The organism is Luteimonas deserti (assembly GCF_013425765.1).
Classification (GTDB): Bacteria; Pseudomonadota; Gammaproteobacteria; order Xanthomonadales; family Xanthomonadaceae; genus Luteimonas; species Luteimonas deserti.
Window position 1 is genome coordinate 39,044 of the sequence record NZ_JACCJZ010000015.1, and the last position, 15,746, is coordinate 54,789.

At 66.8% G+C, this 15,746-nt stretch carries 14 protein-coding genes, 1 tRNA gene and 1 pseudogene; 7 read left to right on the forward strand and 9 right to left on the reverse strand.

The genetic code is table 11. From position 1 onward, the window contains the following. The first annotated feature begins 11 nt into the window (after window positions 1-11). The 4 genes from H0E82_RS07970 to dxs all read left to right on the forward strand — a co-directional run bounded on the left by H0E82_RS07970 (window position 12) and on the right by dxs (window position 5,882). Complete coding sequence (locus tag H0E82_RS07970; RefSeq protein WP_180544937.1) at window positions 12-1,802, forward strand: acyl-CoA dehydrogenase C-terminal domain-containing protein; 1,791 nt, start codon at window positions 12-14, stop codon at window positions 1,800-1,802. 109 nt (window positions 1,803-1,911) lie between these two features. Further along, window positions 1,912-2,580, forward strand: a complete 669-nt coding sequence (locus H0E82_RS07975; RefSeq protein ID WP_180544938.1) for an HNH endonuclease — start codon at window positions 1,912-1,914, stop codon at window positions 2,578-2,580. A 135-nt stretch (window positions 2,581-2,715) separates the two neighbouring features. After that, complete coding sequence (locus tag H0E82_RS07980) at window positions 2,716-3,903, forward strand: serine/threonine-protein kinase (protein ID WP_180544939.1); 1,188 nt, start codon at window positions 2,716-2,718, stop codon at window positions 3,901-3,903. Between the two features lie 62 nt (window positions 3,904-3,965). After that, window positions 3,966-5,882 carry a 1-deoxy-D-xylulose-5-phosphate synthase gene (gene dxs, locus H0E82_RS07985; protein ID WP_180544940.1) on the forward strand — a complete coding sequence of 639 codons (1,917 nt, stop codon included), beginning with the start codon at window positions 3,966-3,968 and terminating at the stop codon, window positions 5,880-5,882. A 13-nt stretch (window positions 5,883-5,895) separates the two neighbouring features. Here dxs and H0E82_RS07990 read toward each other — a convergent pair whose 3' ends face one another. Next, window positions 5,896-6,990 carry a TraB/GumN family protein gene (locus tag H0E82_RS07990; protein WP_219338464.1) on the reverse strand — a complete coding sequence of 365 codons (1,095 nt, stop codon included), beginning with the start codon at window positions 6,988-6,990 and terminating at the stop codon, window positions 5,896-5,898. 176 nt (window positions 6,991-7,166) lie between these two features. Between H0E82_RS07990 and H0E82_RS17075 the strand changes: the two are divergent. The 3 genes and pseudogenes from H0E82_RS17075 to H0E82_RS08000 form a co-directional block, all read left to right on the forward strand. Next, window positions 7,167-7,280, forward strand: a pseudogene (locus H0E82_RS17075) (SOS response-associated peptidase family protein); the annotation flags it as partial. Window positions 7,281-7,722: 442 nt separating this feature from the next. Beyond that, the gene (locus H0E82_RS07995; RefSeq protein WP_235974236.1) at window positions 7,723-7,899 is read left to right on the forward strand and encodes a tyrosine-type recombinase/integrase; all 177 of its coding nucleotides are present in this window, start codon (window positions 7,723-7,725) and stop codon (window positions 7,897-7,899) included. A 175-nt stretch (window positions 7,900-8,074) separates the two neighbouring features. Then, on the forward strand, window positions 8,075-8,848 hold the full coding sequence (locus tag H0E82_RS08000; protein WP_180544942.1) for a hypothetical protein: 774 nt from the start codon (window positions 8,075-8,077) through the stop codon (window positions 8,846-8,848). Between the two features lie 1,007 nt (window positions 8,849-9,855). Here H0E82_RS08000 and H0E82_RS08005 read toward each other — a convergent pair. The 8 genes from H0E82_RS08005 to infC form a co-directional block, all read right to left on the reverse strand. Continuing rightward, a tRNA-Pro gene (locus H0E82_RS08005) sits at window positions 9,856-9,932 on the reverse strand. 45 nt (window positions 9,933-9,977) lie between these two features. Further along, window positions 9,978-10,334 carry a MerR family transcriptional regulator gene (locus tag H0E82_RS08010; RefSeq protein WP_096209477.1) on the reverse strand — a complete coding sequence of 119 codons (357 nt, stop codon included), beginning with the start codon at window positions 10,332-10,334 and terminating at the stop codon, window positions 9,978-9,980. Continuing rightward, window positions 10,327-10,638: an integration host factor subunit alpha gene (locus H0E82_RS08015; protein WP_180544943.1), complete on the reverse strand. Its 312-nt coding sequence runs from the start codon at window positions 10,636-10,638 to the stop codon at window positions 10,327-10,329. The genes H0E82_RS08010 and H0E82_RS08015 overlap by 8 nt, the downstream gene beginning before the upstream one ends. 21 nt (window positions 10,639-10,659) lie before the next feature. Further along, entirely contained in the window at window positions 10,660-13,050 is a 2,391-nt protein-coding gene (gene pheT, locus H0E82_RS08020; protein ID WP_180544944.1) for a phenylalanine--tRNA ligase subunit beta, read from the reverse strand. A gap of 123 nt (window positions 13,051-13,173) precedes the next feature. Then, complete coding sequence (gene pheS / locus H0E82_RS08025; protein WP_180544945.1) at window positions 13,174-14,169, reverse strand: phenylalanine--tRNA ligase subunit alpha; 996 nt, start codon at window positions 14,167-14,169, stop codon at window positions 13,174-13,176. Window positions 14,170-14,337: 168 nt separating this feature from the next. Next, window positions 14,338-14,697 (reverse strand): 50S ribosomal protein L20, encoded by a 360-nt coding sequence (gene rplT, locus H0E82_RS08030; RefSeq protein WP_180544946.1) that lies wholly within the window; start codon window positions 14,695-14,697, stop codon window positions 14,338-14,340. A 12-nt stretch (window positions 14,698-14,709) separates the two neighbouring features. Beyond that, a complete protein-coding gene (gene rpmI / locus H0E82_RS08035) occupies window positions 14,710-14,907 on the reverse strand; it encodes a 50S ribosomal protein L35 (RefSeq protein ID WP_180544947.1) in 198 nt (65 codons plus the stop codon). A 301-nt stretch (window positions 14,908-15,208) separates the two neighbouring features. Beyond that, complete coding sequence (infC, locus tag H0E82_RS08040; RefSeq protein WP_425600328.1) at window positions 15,209-15,730, reverse strand: translation initiation factor IF-3; 522 nt, start codon at window positions 15,728-15,730, stop codon at window positions 15,209-15,211. Window positions 15,731-15,746: the final 16 nt, after the last annotated feature.

Sequence of the window (15,746 nt, forward strand, 5' to 3'; positions counted from 1 at the left end):
GAGTTGAGTCCATGAGCACCTATATCGCCCCAATGAACGACATCCGCTTCGCCCTGCACGACGTGCTGCAGGTCGAGTCGCTTTTCGCGAGGCTCGGCTTCGAGGACGCCACCCGCGACACCGTCGACGCCGTGCTCGACGAATGCGCGCGGCTGTGCGAGACCGTGCTCGCTCCGCTCAACCGTGTCGGCGACGTGCAGGGCGTGCGCTTCGACAAGACCACCGGCGCCGTGACCACGCCCGACGGCTTCAAGGCCGCGTACGACCAGTTCGTCGAAGGCGGCTGGACCGGCATGAGCGCCCCGACCGAGTTCGGTGGCATGAACATGCCGCACGCGATCGGGATCTGCCTCGAGGAGATGATCGACGCGGCCAATCTGGCGTGGAGCAATTTCCCGCTGCTCTCCCACGGCGCGGTCAATGCGCTGCACCATCACGGCGAAGCCTGGCAGAAGGAGGTCTTCCTCAAGCCGCTGATCGCGGGCACCTGGACCGGCACCATGTGTCTGACCGAGCCGCACTGCGGCACCGATCTGGGCATGCTCAAGACCCGCGCCGAGCCCGTCGGCACCGATGTCTATGCGATCACCGGCACGAAGATCTTCATCACCGCCGGCGAGCACGACCTGACGCCCAACATCGTCCACCTGGTGCTCGCGCGCCTGCCCGATGCGCCTGAGGGCAGCCGCGGCATCTCGCTGTTCGTCGTGCCCAAGCTGCGGGTCGCCCGCGACGGCACGGTGGGCGGGCGCAATGCCGTGCGATGCGGGGCGGTCGAGCACAAGATGGGCATCCACGGCTCGGCGACGTGCGTGATGAATTTCGACGGCGCCGAAGGCTATCTCGTCGGCCAGCCGCACAAGGGCCTGATGGCGATGTTCACGATGATGAACACCGCGCGGCTCGGGGTCGGCGTGCAGGGTCTGGGCCTGGCCACCCGCGCCTACGAGAACGCGTTGCGCTACGCGCGCGAGCGGCTGCAGTCGCGAGCACTGTCGGGGCCGAAGCTGCCGGCCAAGCCCGCAGACCCGATTCTGGTCCAGCCCGACGTGCGCCGGATGCTGCTGACCTGCAAGGCGCTGACCGAGGGTGGACGTCTGCTGGCCTACCACGCCGGCTCGCTGGTCGACGGCGCCGCGCACGGCGCGGATGCGGCCGCGCGCAAGGACGCCGACGATCTGCTGGGCTTCCTCACTCCGATCGTCAAGGGTTGCCTCACCGAGTGGGGCAACGAGTGCACCTCGCACGCTCTGCAGTGCTACGGCGGTCACGGCTACATCGCCGAGCACGGCATGGAGCAGCTCGCCCGCGATGCGCGCATCACCACACTGTACGAGGGCACCACCGGCATCCAGGCGCTGGACCTGATGGGCCGCAAGGTGCTGCAACTGCAGGGTGCCGGACTGCGCGTGTTTCTCGGGATGATCGAGACGTTCTGCGCCGAGCACGAAGGCACACCCACGCTCGCCGAGTTCACCGGACCGCTGCGTGCGCATGCCGCGCAGTGGCAGCAGATCACCGGATCGATCGCCGAGCGCGCGGCAGCGGATCCGGAGGAGATCGGCGCGGCCGCCTACGACTACATGTTCTTCTCGGGCTACGTCGCGCTCGCCTACTGGTGGGCCCGCAGCGTCGCGGTGGCGGACGCGTCCTCGCACCCCGAGACGTTCAAGGCAGGCAAGCGCGAAACCGCCCGCTTCTACTTCGCGCGCATCCTGCCGCGCACCGCGATGCACGCCGCGGCCATCACCAGCGGACCGGCGACCCTGCTCTCGGTTCCGGACGAGGCCTTCGACAGCTGAGTCGCGACGACGCGGGCGCGGCGCCCGCGTCGTCCCGCGAAGGGCGGCCTTGTCGGACCGCGGCCCGATTGCACAAACCGTCATGGTTCGGGTATATGCTCGATCCCCGATGGAGACCGATCGCGCGCGACATCGCCACGTCCCCACCGGTTCCGCACAGGCGCCGGCCCCGCTGCTCTCCCTCGACCCGGACGCCCGGCCTTCGCGTCGCGACGTGGTCAGACTGCTCGCGCTCGACGCGCACGGCCGCGCATTGAACTGGATCAGTTGGCAGGACGCCGCCTGCCTGTACGCCCGCGGCGCGGTCGCGTGGACCCTCGGCGAGCCCTGCATGACGCTCTACGGAGGACTGTGCCGAGCCACCGGACGGCAGAGCCGGATGGAGTTGCACCCGATCATCGCCGGGCGCAGCCATGTCCGCGCGTCCGCGGTGGATCCCACGCCCGCCCTGACCAACACGGCCCTGTTCGCACGCGACCAGTCGCTGTGCCTGTATTGCGGTCGCCATTTCAGCCGTCAGCTGCTGACCCGCGATCACGTCGATCCCTTGTCCCAGGGCGGGCTCGACATCTGGGAGAACGTCGTCTCGGCCTGCGTGCACTGCAACTCGCGCAAGGGCGGGCGCACCCCGCAGCAGGCCTCGATGCCGCTGCTCGCGGTCCCGTTCCGTCCCAGCTGGATCGAGCATCTGATCCTCAGCAATCGCGGCATCCTGGCCGACCAGATGAGTTTCCTGAAATCGCACCTGCCCAAGCGGCGGCGACACGCGCTGGCCTGACGTCCGCCGTCGCTTCGCGCGGTGCACGCGGGCTCCGGTTGAAGCGCACGTTTCGGACCGGCCGATTCCGGTCCCCGCCCACAGCGCGCATGCGTCTCGCTACACTCGCGGCATTGTTCCGACGGTAAACCCCGCATGCCCGTGACCATCGCCCTGAGCGGAATGGACAGCGCCACCGAAACCGCCCTGCGCGCCGCCTTCGCCAGTGCGAACCGGCAGCTCGGCGATACCTGTGCGCTGGTCTCGGAGCCGGAATCGCGTCTGGTCATCGTCGACATGGACAGCATGTACGGGCCGATGAGCTGGCTGCGCCTGCATGCCGCCGGCAAGCAGGTCATCGGCCTGACCTCGGCGCCCCGGGTCCAGACGCATTTCCGCCTGGGGCGTCCGTTCGACGAAGCGGCCCTTGTGGTCCTGTTGCGCGAAATCGCGGACAGCGAAGGTATCCCGCTGGGCGGTACCGCAGCGGCGGCCCCACGGCAGGCCGACGATGCGGCACGCATCACGCCGGCGCCGGCTGCGCCTGCACCGGCGCCCGCACAGGCCCAGGCCACGCGCCCGGCCGAGTCGGCGCCGTCGGCCACCGCCGTGGAGGCCGCCCCGGTGCACGTGCCGACGCAGGGGGATCGCGAGAAAGCCGGAGACGATGCGCCCGCCGTTGCCACGCCGGCGAACGGTGCGTGGGCGGCGCTCGTTCCGTCCGTGCCTTCGGATGCCGGCCTGCCGGTGGAGACCGCAGTCGATGCGCAGCTGGCGGACGAGCTCCCGCTGGTCGACTGGCTGGCGGGCCGGGCCCTGCGCGGTCGCCGCCGATACCGCACCGACACCGGCCCGACCCTGCTGATCGATCTCGATGCGCAGCTCTACCACGGCCCGACCACGCTCAAGCCGATGACGCCCTACTTCCAGGGCCTGGTGGCACGCGAGGCGCTCGAATCATTGGACGACGCCCAGTGGGCGCGGGACACCGCCGCCGCGGGCCCGGCGCAGCCGCTGCTGCGGTTGCGCTGGCTGGGCGCGCTGCTGGCGGGAGACGGCAGCCTCGCGCCGGGGCACGATCCGGACGCCCGTTACGTGCTCAACAAGTGGCCCCAGACGGAACGCGAGTACCCGCGTCATTTCCGCATCGCCACCGCGATGATGAAAGGGCCGGCGACCCTCGAAGAGGTCATCGCCGCGAGCGGCCTGCCGGCCGACGAGGTCTACCGGTTCGTGAATGCGAGCCTGGCCACCGGTTACGCCGAGCCGGTGATCGACGTGCCCGAGGATGCGACCGACGCGCAGAAATCCAGCGGCTTCTTCTCCCGCCTGCGCCGACGCTGAATCCGTCCGGCACATGACCGCCGTGTGACCTCCTCCCGGGGGCAGGTCGTACAATGCGGGGCATGATCGACTCCTCGCGCTATCCGCGCCTTGCGCGCATCGACGCGCCGTCCGACCTCCGCCAGTTCGACGAATCCGAACTGCCCGCGATCGCCGACGAGCTGCGTGCCTACCTGATCGAATCCGTCGGGCGCAGCGGGGGCCATTTCGGCGCCGGCCTCGGTGTGATCGAGCTCACCACTGTTCTGCACTACCTCTACGAAACGCCGGACGACCGCATCGTCTGGGACGTCGGCCATCAGACCTATCCGCACAAGATCCTGACCGGCCGGCGCGACCGCATCCATACGGTCAAGCAGAAGGACGGCGTGGCGCCGTTTCCCAAGCGCGAGGAATCCGAGTTCGACACCTTCGGCGTCGGACATTCCTCGACCTCGATCTCCGCCGCGCTGGGCATGGCGGTCGCCAATGCGCACGCCGGCAACGCGCGGCGCGTGGTCGCGGTGATCGGCGACGGCGCGATGACGGCCGGCATGGCCTACGAGGCCCTCAACCACGCCGGCGGCATGGAGCCCGAGCCCGACGTGCTGGTGATCCTCAACGACAACCGCATGTCGATCAGCGAGGCGGTCGGGGGCCTGACCAAGATGCTCGGCCGCGCCACCGGCAACCGCACGCTCAATGCGCTGCGCGAAGGCGGCAAGAAGCTGCTCGGCGACAAGAACAACCCCACGGCACGCTTCGTGCGCCGCTGGGAGGAACACTGGAAGGGCATGTTCGTGCCGTCCACGCTGTTCGAGGAAATGGGCTTCCACTACACCGGTCCGATCGATGGCCACGACGTCAAGGCGCTGGTCGAAACCCTGAAGACGCTCAAGGGTCTCAAGGGCCCGCAGCTGTTGCACGTCATCACCACGAAGGGCAAGGGCTACGAACTCGCCGAGGGCGACCAGATCGGTTATCACGCGGTCGCGCCGTTCGATCCCGTGAAGGGCCTGGTGGCCAAGGCCGGCGGCGCGAAGAAGCCCACCTACACCGATGTGTTCGGCGACTGGCTGTGCGACATGGCCGCGGCCGACGACCGCCTGCTCGGCATCACGCCGGCGATGCGCGAAGGCTCGGGTCTGGTGCGGTTCTCGAAGGAATATCCGCAGCGCTATTTCGATACCGCGATCGCGGAGCAGCACGCCGTCACCCTTGCCGCAGGCATGGCGTGTGAAGGCGCCAAGCCGGTGGTCGCGATCTATTCGACCTTCCTGCAACGCGCCTACGACCAGTTGGTCCACGATGTCGCGGTGCAGAAGCTCGACGTGCTGTTCGCGATCGACCGCGGCGGCGTGGTCGGCCCCGATGGCGCCACGCATGCCGGCAACCTCGACCTGAGCTTCCTGCGCTGCGTGCCGAACATGGTGCTGATGGCACCCGCGGACGAGAACGAGTGCAGGAAGATGCTCACCACGGGATTCCGCCACGCGGGCCCCGCCGCGGTGCGCTACCCGCGCGGCACCGGTCCAGGCGTGGCGCTCGACGCCCGCCTCGAGACCCTGCCGATCGGCAAGGCCGAAGTGCGCAGGCGCGGTCGCCGCGTGGCCCTGCTCGCCTTTGGTGCGATCGTGCCGGCGGCTGAAACGGTCGCGGCGGAACTCGACCTCAGCGTGGTGAACATGCGCTTCGTGCGCCCCCTCGATCGTGCACTCGTGCTCGAGCTGGCCCGGAACCACGATGCATTCGTGACACTCGAGGACAATGTCGTCGCAGGCGGCGCGGGCTCGGGCGTCGCCGAACTGCTCAATGCCGAAGGCGTGCTGCTTCCGATGCTGCACCTGGGGCTGCCGGATGCGTTCCAGCATCACGCCAGCCGCGAGGACCTGCTGGCCGAAGCTCGACTCGATGCCGCAGGCATCCGCGCCGCGGTGCTCGAACGCTGGCCGGACCTCGCGGCCCGGCCGTCCATCACCAGCCAGGCCGCGGCGGGCTGATCGTCCGCCCGGTTCAGGGTGTCGCGACACCCCGTGTCGCGTCATCCTCGTCCTCGACGACATCCGGCTCGTCCGGCGCCAGCACCGCGTCTACGCGCGGTCGCAAGGCGGCGAGATACCCGGACGTGCCCAGCAGATCGTCGATCGACAGCGTTGCGAAGGAGACGCGGTGGCGGGTGAGCGCCTCGTCGGCCGCCTTCACCCAATGCGCACGCACCTGGGCATCGAGATCGTCGAGCCCGCGCTTGCGCGCGGTCTCGGTCTGCAGAAAGGACGACATGCAGGCCTGCACCTGGCTGCTCTGTCCGGCGGTCGCCCGCAGCACATCGAGATCCCCGACCGCCCAAGCATTGGCCCGCGCCGCGACCTGCGGCAATCCCCGCTCGATGAGGTCGAGCGTGTCGCGCACGCAGGCCACGTCCTCGGGCTTCAAGCCTTCCTTGCGGAACTCGGCCAGCGCCGCGCGTGGATCGTCGATCTTGACCTCGAGCGTCGTTGGCGTCAGCGTCATGCCGCGCGCCTTGAGGACCTCGTCGAGCACTGGCGTGATCACGGCCCCCTCGCGCAGGCCATTGGCCTCGAGCGCGGCGCGATACAGCTCGTACACCGCGATCGCCGGCCGCTTGCGCTCGATGCCACGGTCACGCCCGATGTAGCGCGCCTTGAGCACCGACCAGCGCTGGTAGACATCCGCCGGCAGCAGTTCATCCAAAGTGGCACCGTCGGGATTTCTCGACGCACGCATGGCTGCCGGCAACATCGTCAAGCCACGGAAAATGCCGATACCGGCGCCCACGCGCATGCCCGGCGGCCCGAGGACGACGCCGGCTTCGGCGAGCACCTCACGTACCTCCTCCGAGCGCCAGCTGATGCCCTTGGGCAGCGGCGACTGCCTGCCGAGTATGTAGAGCGTGTTCTCGCCGCGCCGCACGCGCCAAAGGCCTGGCCCCGGCTGCGATCCGGACACCACGACCACGTTCATGTCGACGATGCCGCGCCCATCGTCGGCGTGTCCCGCTGGAAGTTCGACCGTCGGCTCCTGCGCCGACGCACCTGCCGCCATGCAGGCGAGCAACCCGAGAAGCCACATCTTTCGTGAAGTCCGCATCGTCCGTTCGCGCCTCTCTGAGTCGAGCGCGACTAATACGACGGCGCCGGGGACTACGCAAGGGCGGTTGGTCATGCGCGCATCGACATGCGCGATGTGGAAGCGATGCGCCGCAACACGTGCATCTGACGGCGGCACTTGCTTCATCCACCCCGCCCCACGCCGGTTGCGTCCCGCGACCGGAGCATCTGGACGCTCGGCTATGTCCAGACCCCGACAACCTCGACGCGCTCTACGCGATCTCCGACGACAAGCGGCACCCCTATTACGAGCATCGGGAGGCTGCATGAGCTCAGATCGGCGAGCCGAAGCGAAGCTGCGGCCCCTTTAACGCTGTGGTCTCTTTGCTATCCTCGAAGCCGACACATCGCTTGGTGTGGCTCGACTACAACGCGGCGAGTCAAGGGCTCGATTCGCTGACGGCCCTTCCGTATCTGCCTGACGACGTTGTCGACGCCGGCATCATCGTGCCGAACCTGCCGCTCCATCTAGGCGTGGAGCCAAGGACGACACCGCCGGCGTTCGCGTAATCGCGCAGGAAATCTCCGAGCGGCACTAGGAACAAGCGCTTTTCTTTTGCGTCGATGACCGGAGCCTCCATGCCCCGCGCTGTGATCCACCTGCCCATGAACCGAATCGCTTGCGCCTGGGACGCGGCATGGCCCTCATAAACCCTGTCGCGCCAATGCAGCCGATACCGCCATCGCTGAATACTGAGCCGATGACCTGACCTTGCTAACTGAGGATCGAAACACGGTCGACAATTCGCCAACGTTCCATGAGATCCGAAGCCTGGGCGGCGCGCTGCTGCGCGATCAGGGGTGGACGCTCCAGCAGGTCCAGGCGCTGATGGGACACGCCAGCGAGGCCATGACGGCTGTCTATCTGCAGGGACATAACGGTCCTTGACTCTCATCGAGCCTGAGGAACCTCGCCTTAGAAGATAGAAAACATCCTGCACGTAGTGGATCGCGAGCCCAGTGATTGGCTCGGAAATTCCCTACACCAGAGGACAAGGTCCACCCACGACCCAGATACTTAACGCTCGTTCATTGTTGAAAATGAGAGATCAGAGGAGAGACCTGTGGGACGTACAAAGTGGATTGCTGTCTTTCTTTGTCTAACTGTGCTCGCCGTCGGGCTTACGGCACTTTTCCGCTATCGAAATTCACCACAGGCTGGGCCGGCGCTCTCGGCGAACGCTCCCACCGATACAACGATTCCCGCTAACGATGATCCATTGCACTTAACGTCGCCCGCAGCATCTGGCGTAACTGCAACTGGCGCTGCGCAGATTGTTTCTGACCCTTTTCCCGGCATCAAAAAGGATCGGCATAACACAGCGCTCGAGGACGATATGTTCGGCCCCCAATCAAAAGCCGAGCAAGCATGGTTGCAGCGTAACGGCTATCCAACTAAGGAGCAGATTCAAGCTTACTCGGTCGCTACGGACGCTGCACTCGAACAGGCGTCGCGGAGGGGAGACCAAGTGGCCCAGACCTTTCTCGACATGCGGAAGTTGATGGAAGGCGATGAGAGTGCGGAGGTACGGCTCTTAGACCAAGTAGCAAAGGGCTATACATACCCCTTGTTGAGCATGGCTGGCTACTACGCAGGCTCGCAGACAGGGCGAGACGTCCCCAAGGCTTACTCATACACCCGCGTTCTGGAGATGTTAGGCGACACAAAGATGGGGCTCGTCAGGGACATGCTGCTTCCAGCTCAGCCGGATCCATCGCAGAAACTTGAAGCCGAATCTCAGGCGCTCGCTCACTACAACGCTCTCCTGCAGCGGCGGAGAGAGCTCGTCGGACCGAACGCTCCACCGATGGACCCGCGCCCCACCATCCCAGACTGAAAAACCACCTATCACTTAATTCAAAAGACTGATTATGAAACGAGCGACCGTGGCAGCGGCGACCGGTCTCCTGATCGTCGCACCGATCGTGTACGCATGTACCGTGATTCTCTTAGCCCCCTTATTGTCAAAGTGAGATTTTGGACATTGCGGTCGAATGGGTCTCAGGAAATCGATCCAACCCTGCTAACGCGGCCTTTCTCTCCGAGCTGGACGAACAGGGCGAGGCAATCTATGGTGCGGCGGCGTGGCGGGCTAATAACTATCAGGGCCACGTCTACCCGAGCACTTCCGTGGCTGGCATGAGCGGCATGACACAGCTTTATATTGATATTCCGTGCGGTCAGACCGCCCGTGAGAATGCAGGCACGTGGCAGGGCCCTGGGGGCGGTGGGGCGGCTACGATCTACGGTGGCGCGTATGTTCCTGGTTCATGGGGAGTTGTTGGCTCCAAGTAAATATTCAGATGGTTAACGTTTGTGTCAGCGGTGCATGCCAAAGACAAGAAGTAGTTAGTGGCTACACAGCCATGCGGAGCTCTTTGCCTGGTAGTGGTGGATGGAGACCAGAACTTGAGGGAGACGTGAACAACTAGTCGCCGGACCTGCCACTGCCGTGCCTTGAGGGCCCTTCCTGAGAAGGGCCCTTTCTCGTATTGCGCGGCGAGCGCTCGTCCATACCAGTAGCAACTGCCTGAGCATCAGCTTCGATGGCAGCCCTGAGGCTCATGGGCGTCAGGCCGCTTCATTTCACTCGCCTCCTTCGAGAGCCACGCGTTGGCTCGATGAGCCAATCATCCGATGAGGCTGAGTTGCGTGCCTAGGTGCGTGGATACAGGTGCCACAGCGCTGTTCCGCGCCCCTGCGCGGAGCGGGAGAAATCCATCACACGGCTTCGCCGAGTCGGCACCCGCGGCGTCCGATAGGGTTGCCATAGGGATGCGATAGGGTTGCAACGAAAAAGCGGCCTGCAGTGGAAGCTGCAAGCCGCTGATTCAAACCGTAAATTGGTCGGGGTAGCCGGATTTGAACCGACGACCACTTGTCCCCCAGACAAGTGCGCTACCAGGCTGCGCTATACCCCGGAATCTGGAAATTATACCGCCATGCGGGCGTTTCGCCCATCGCCGTCAACGCTTGAGCAGTTGCAGCACGTCCTCGAGCTCCATGCGCACCTGGCGCACGATCTGGTTGCTGAGCGCGGATTCCTGCTTCGCGCCCTCGCCTTCCAGACGCAGGCGCGCACCGCCGATGGTGTAGCCCTGCTCGTACAGCAGTCCACGGATCTGGCGCACCATCAGCACGTCGTGCCGTTGGTAATAGCGCCGGTTGCCGCGCCGCTTGACCGGTTCGAGACTCGGGAACTCGGTCTCCCAGTAGCGCAGCACGTGGGGTTTGACGTCGCACAGCTCGCTGACCTCACCGATGGTGAAGTAGCGCTTGGCCGGAATCGGCGGAAGTTCGCGGTTGCTGCCGGGATCAAGCATGCGCGGCTCCGGTCAGGCCGGTGTAGGCCTCGACGCGCTCCTTCAGCTTCTGGCCCGGCCGGAAGGTCACCACGGTCCGCGCGGAAATCGGAATCTCCTCGCCGGTCTTGGGATTGCGTCCGGGGCGCTCGTTCTTGCGGCGCAGATCGAAGTTGCCGAAACCCGACAGCTTGACTTGCCGGCCCTGCTGCAGCGCCTCGCGGAGGACGTCGAAGAACGCATCGACGAACTCCTTCGCCTCACGCTTGTTCAGCCCGACTTCCTCGTAGAGTTTTTCGGCCATGTCGGCCTTCGTCAACGCCACGCTGCAACCCCCTGTGAGACCTCAGCTCCGAAGTGCCGCGCCATGTTCACGCTGCAGCGCGGCGACCACTTCCGCCACGACGCCGTCGACATCGCGGTCGGTGAGAGTGCGGGAATTTTCCTGCAGAATCAAGCCAATGGCGAGACTCCTGGACCCGGTTTCGACCCCCTGCCCGGCATAACGGTCGAACAGCCTGATATCGGCCAAAAGCGGTCCCGCAGCTGCGCGTACGGCGGATTCGAGCGCAGACCACGACACGGCCTCCGGCGCGACCACGGCGAGGTCGCGGCGCACTGAAGGGAAACGCGACAGTGGTGCCACGCGCGGCAGCGAACGGCCCTGCAGGGTCGCGGCGTCGAGCTCGAACGCGAGGACGGGGGCATCGATGTCGAGCGCGCGCAGCAGACGCGGGTGCAGCTCGCCGATCCAGCCGACGTGCACCCCGTCGTGCAGGATGTCGGCCGAGCGCCCGGGGTGGCCGTGCGGCGCGGTCGAGCGCGCGAACGTCAGGCGGGTGCCGGCGATCCGCGCGAGGGCCTCGAGGTCACCCTTGAGATCGAAGTAGTCGGTCGGGCGCGCAACCTCGCTCCACTGCTCGGCACGTGCAGCGCCTGCGACCGCGGCTGCCACGCGCAGCGTCTCGACCGGCGCCGTCGACGCCTCCGCGGATGCGCGAAACACCTTGCCGAGCTCGAACAGCCGCACGCGCGACTGCTGCCGCGCGAGGTTGCGGCCGACCGCGGCCACCAGGCCGGGCAGCAGGGCCGGACGCATGACGCCGAGCTCGCCGCTGAGCGGGTTGGCCAGCGGCACACTGCCGGCCCCGGCGTTCCACGCTGCGAGCAGCGCTGCGTCCACGAACGCGAAGTTGATCGTCTCCAGACAGTCGCGGGCCACCATCTGACGCCGCAGTTCGGCCTCGGCCACCCGGGCTTCGCTGGGCACCGCGATCCGGGTCGCGCCGCCAGGGAGCGTCGTCGGCACGCGGTCGTAGCCGTGGATGCGGATGACCTCCTCGATCAGGTCCTCCTCGATCGCGAGATCGAATCGGCGGGTCGGTGCGACGACCCGCCAGCCATCGGCTGCGGCGGAGACATCCAGTCCCAGCGCGTGCAGGATGCGCTCGACGTCCGCATCGTCGATCGAGAGCCCCAGCACCCGCTGCAGGCGGGCGCGGCGCAGACCGATCGTCTTCGGTTGCGCGCGATGTGCGTCCAGCGCGACATCCGTCAGCGGGCCGGGCGTGCCGCCCGCGACATCGAGGATCAGGCGCGTCGCGCGCTCGATCGCCAGCGGCGGGAGCGCAGGATCGACGCCGCGTTCGAAGCGGTGGGCCGCGTCGGTGTGCAGGCCGAGCCGGCGGCTGCGGCCGATGATCGCGTCGGGCGCGAAGTGCGCCGCCTCGAGAAAGACGTTGCGGGTCGATTCGGTCACGCGCGTGTCGAAGCCGCCCATCACGCCGGCCAGCGCGACCACCCGGTCCGCGCCGGGCGCGCCGTCGGTGATCGCGAGGAACTCCGCATCGAGCGACACGTCACGGCCGTCCAGCAGCGTGAGCGTCTCGCCCGCGTGCGCGCGGCGTACGCCGACCGGACCGGTCAGCCGGTCGCGATCGAAGGCATGCATCGGCTGTCCCAGCTCGAGCATGACGTACTGGGTGACGTCGACCAGAAACCGCACGGGGCGGATGCCGCTGCGGCGGAGCCGCTCGGCCATCCAAACCGGGGTTGGACGGGTGGCATCGACCCCCTCGATCACGCGCCCCAGATAGCGCGGCGCGTCGGCGCCGGCGCCGAGCACCACGGACAGCGCGGCCTCGCTGGCGGCCGGCACCGGCTCCGCCTCGATCGGGACCACCCGGCTGCCGCAGGCGGCGGCCACGTCGAACGCGATGCCGTGCACGCTGAAGCAATCGGCACGATTGGGCGTGAGCTTGATCTCGATACTCGCGTCCGGCAGGCCGAGATACGCGGCCAGCGGCGCACCGACCGGCGCATCCGCGGGCAGCTCGAGCAGGCCCGACGCATCGGCATCGATGCCCAGTTCTCTGGCCGAGCAAAGCATGCCGTTCGACTCGACGCCGCGCAGCTTGGCCGCCTTGATCGTCAGCTCGCCGATACGCGTTCCGATCCGCGCGAGCGGCGCGACCAGACCCGGCCGCGCATTGGGTGCGCCGCAGACGATCTGCAACGGCGCGTCCAGCCCCGCGTCCACCAGGCAGACCTGCAGGCGGTCGGCCTCCGGATGGCGCTCGGCCGACACGATGCGCGCCACGACGACGCCTTCCAGCGCGTCGCCCAGCGACACCATATCTTCGACCTCGAGGCCGATGGCGGTCAGCGTGGCCACGAGTTCATCGCGGCTCGCATCGGTCCGAACGTGCTGGCGCAGCCAGTTCTCGCTGAATTTCATGGTGAAATTCCGTGATTCTTGATTCGTGATTGGGAATTCGACGACGCCCCGCTTCCGCGACCGGCGAGCACGCGCGCGAACCGCTGTGCCGGATCACGGATCACGGACCAGCGGTCCCGGCGCTCAGGCGAACTGCCTGAGGAACCTGACGTCGTTGTCGAAGAACGCGCGCAGGTCGTCGACGCCGTAGCGCAGCATCGCGAATCGCTCGACGCCGAGGCCGAACGCGAAGCCGGTGTAGCGCTCGGGATCGATGCCGACGGCCTTCAGTACATTCGGATGGACCATGCCGCAGCCCAGCACCTCGAGCCAGCGCGTGCTGCCGTCGGACTGCTGCCAGGCGATGTCGACTTCCGCGCCGGGTTCGACGAACGGGAAGTAGCTGGGACGGAAGCGCATCTCGAAGTCGCGCTCGAAGAACGCGCGGACGAACTCGCTGAGCGTGCCCTTGAGGTCGGCGAAGGTCGCATGCTCGTCGACCAGCAGTCCTTCGACCTGGTGGAACATCGGCGAATGGGTCTGGTCACTGTCGGAGCGATAGACCTTGCCGGCTGCGATCATCCGCAGCGGGGGCGCGTGCGCGCCCATGTAGCGCACCTGCACGCCCGATGTGTGCGTGCGCAACAGGCGACCGTCGCCGAAGTAGAAGGTGTCGTGCATCGCGCGCGCGGGGTGGTGCGGCGGAAAATTCAGCGCTTCGAAGTTGTGCCAGTCGTCCTCGATCTCGGGGCCGTCGGCGAGCTCGTAGCCGAGGCGACCGAAAATGTCGGCGATACGCTCGAGGGTACGACTGACCGGATGCACGCCGCCGCGCCCGCCGTCGCGCCCGGGCAGGGTCACGTCGAGGGTCTGCGCGGCGAGGACAGCGTCCAGGGCGGCGTCTTCGAGGGCGATCTTGCGCGCGGCCAGCGCTTCGCCGATCGCATCGCGCGCGCGGTTGATGGCTTCGCCCGCCGCCTTGCGCTGCTCCGCCGGCAACGTGCCGAGGGCTTTGAGCTGGGCGGTGACGCTGCCGCTCTTGCCGAGCAGGCCGACACGCAGCGCTTCCAGCGCCTGGGGGGCATCGGCCGCCGCGATGTCGGCCAGGGCCCGGGTCGTCAGGGATTCGATTTCACTCATCGCACTACACACCCGTCAGGTCTGGGATCCGGGAGCGGATCGGAATACCGCGCACCGCGCGGTGGGGCGGGTCCCGAAAACAACAATGGGGAAGGACCTGCGCCCTTCCCCACGTCGGCCACCGGACGGATCCGGCGGCATCTGCCGCTTCATGGTGGAGGCGGCGGATCAGGCCGCCAGCGCGTCCCTCGCCTTGTCGGCGAGCGCGGTGAACGCGGTGGCATCGTGCACGGCGATGTCGGCCAGAACCTTGCGGTCCAGCGTGATGCCGGCCTTCAGCAGACCGTTCATGAAACGGCTGTAGTTCATGCCGTTCAAGCGGGCCGCCGCGTTGATACGCGTGATCCACAGCGAACGGTAGTCGCGCTTCTTGAGCTTGCGACCGATGTACGCGTACTGCTCGGCCTTGATGACGGCCTGCTTGGCGACGCGGAAGACCTTGCGACGGGCGTTGTAATAGCCCTTCGCGCGGCCGAGGACCTTCTTGTGACGGCGGCGCGCCTGAACGCCACGCTTGACTCGTGCCATGGTTCAGTCCCCTCAGAGATACGGCAGCATGCGGTCCAGACGACCGCTGTCGCATGCCTGGATGTGGTTCGTCTGACGAAGGCTGCGCTTCCGCTTGGTGGCCTTCTTCGTGAGGATGTGGCTACGGTTTGCGTGACCGGCCTTGTACTTGCCGGACGCGGTCTTCCGGAACCGCTTGGCGGCGCCCCGGTGCGTCTTGATCTTGGGCATTGCGAGAGTCCTTTTGGGATACGAGTACTGACCGGGCGGTGGCCTGCGCCACGCTTTCCATCCTGCCCATGCCAATGTCTAAGCCTTTGATCCCGAAGGATCCAGGCCGGTCCTGGAATGTGGGTGATGCCACCCGGCGAACCGGGAGCCGCGCATTATGCCGCGCCGGACCCGGGCTTGCAAATGCCGGCACGGTCTGAAGCAGTGGCCGGGCACCGGCACCCGCCTGTGTCCGAACGCGAAAAAGGCGCGGCCATGGCCGCGCCTTTCCGGAGCACCGACCGCGGGGGCCCGCGGCCGCTTACTTCTTCTTCGGCGCGATCATCATCACCATCTGCCGGCCTTCGAGACGCGGGCGCGACTCGATGACGATGTCGTCGCCCAGATCGGCCTCGATGCGGGCGGCCATTTCACGGCCCAGTTCCTGGTGGCTCATCTCGCGGCCACGGAAGCGGATGTTGACCTTGATCTTGTCGCCCTCTTCCAGGAAGCCCCGCATCTTGCGCAGCTTGATCTGGTAGTCGCCCTCGTCGGTGACCGGCCGGAACTTGAGTTCCTTGATCTCCTGCTGGCGGGTCTTCTTCTTGGCCTCGTTGGCCTTCTTCTGCATCTCGAACTTGAACTTGCCGAAGTCCATGATCTTGCAGACCGGCGGATCGGCGTTGGGCTGGATCTCAACGAGATCGAGGCCCTCTTCCTCGGCGGCGCGCAACGCATCGTCGCGCGAGAGCACGCCGATCATTTCGCCGTCGGAGCCGATGACGCGGACCCGCGGAACGCGGATGTCACTGTTGCGGCGGTTCTGTTTGTCAGGGGTGCTAATGCTCGGATTCTCCAGT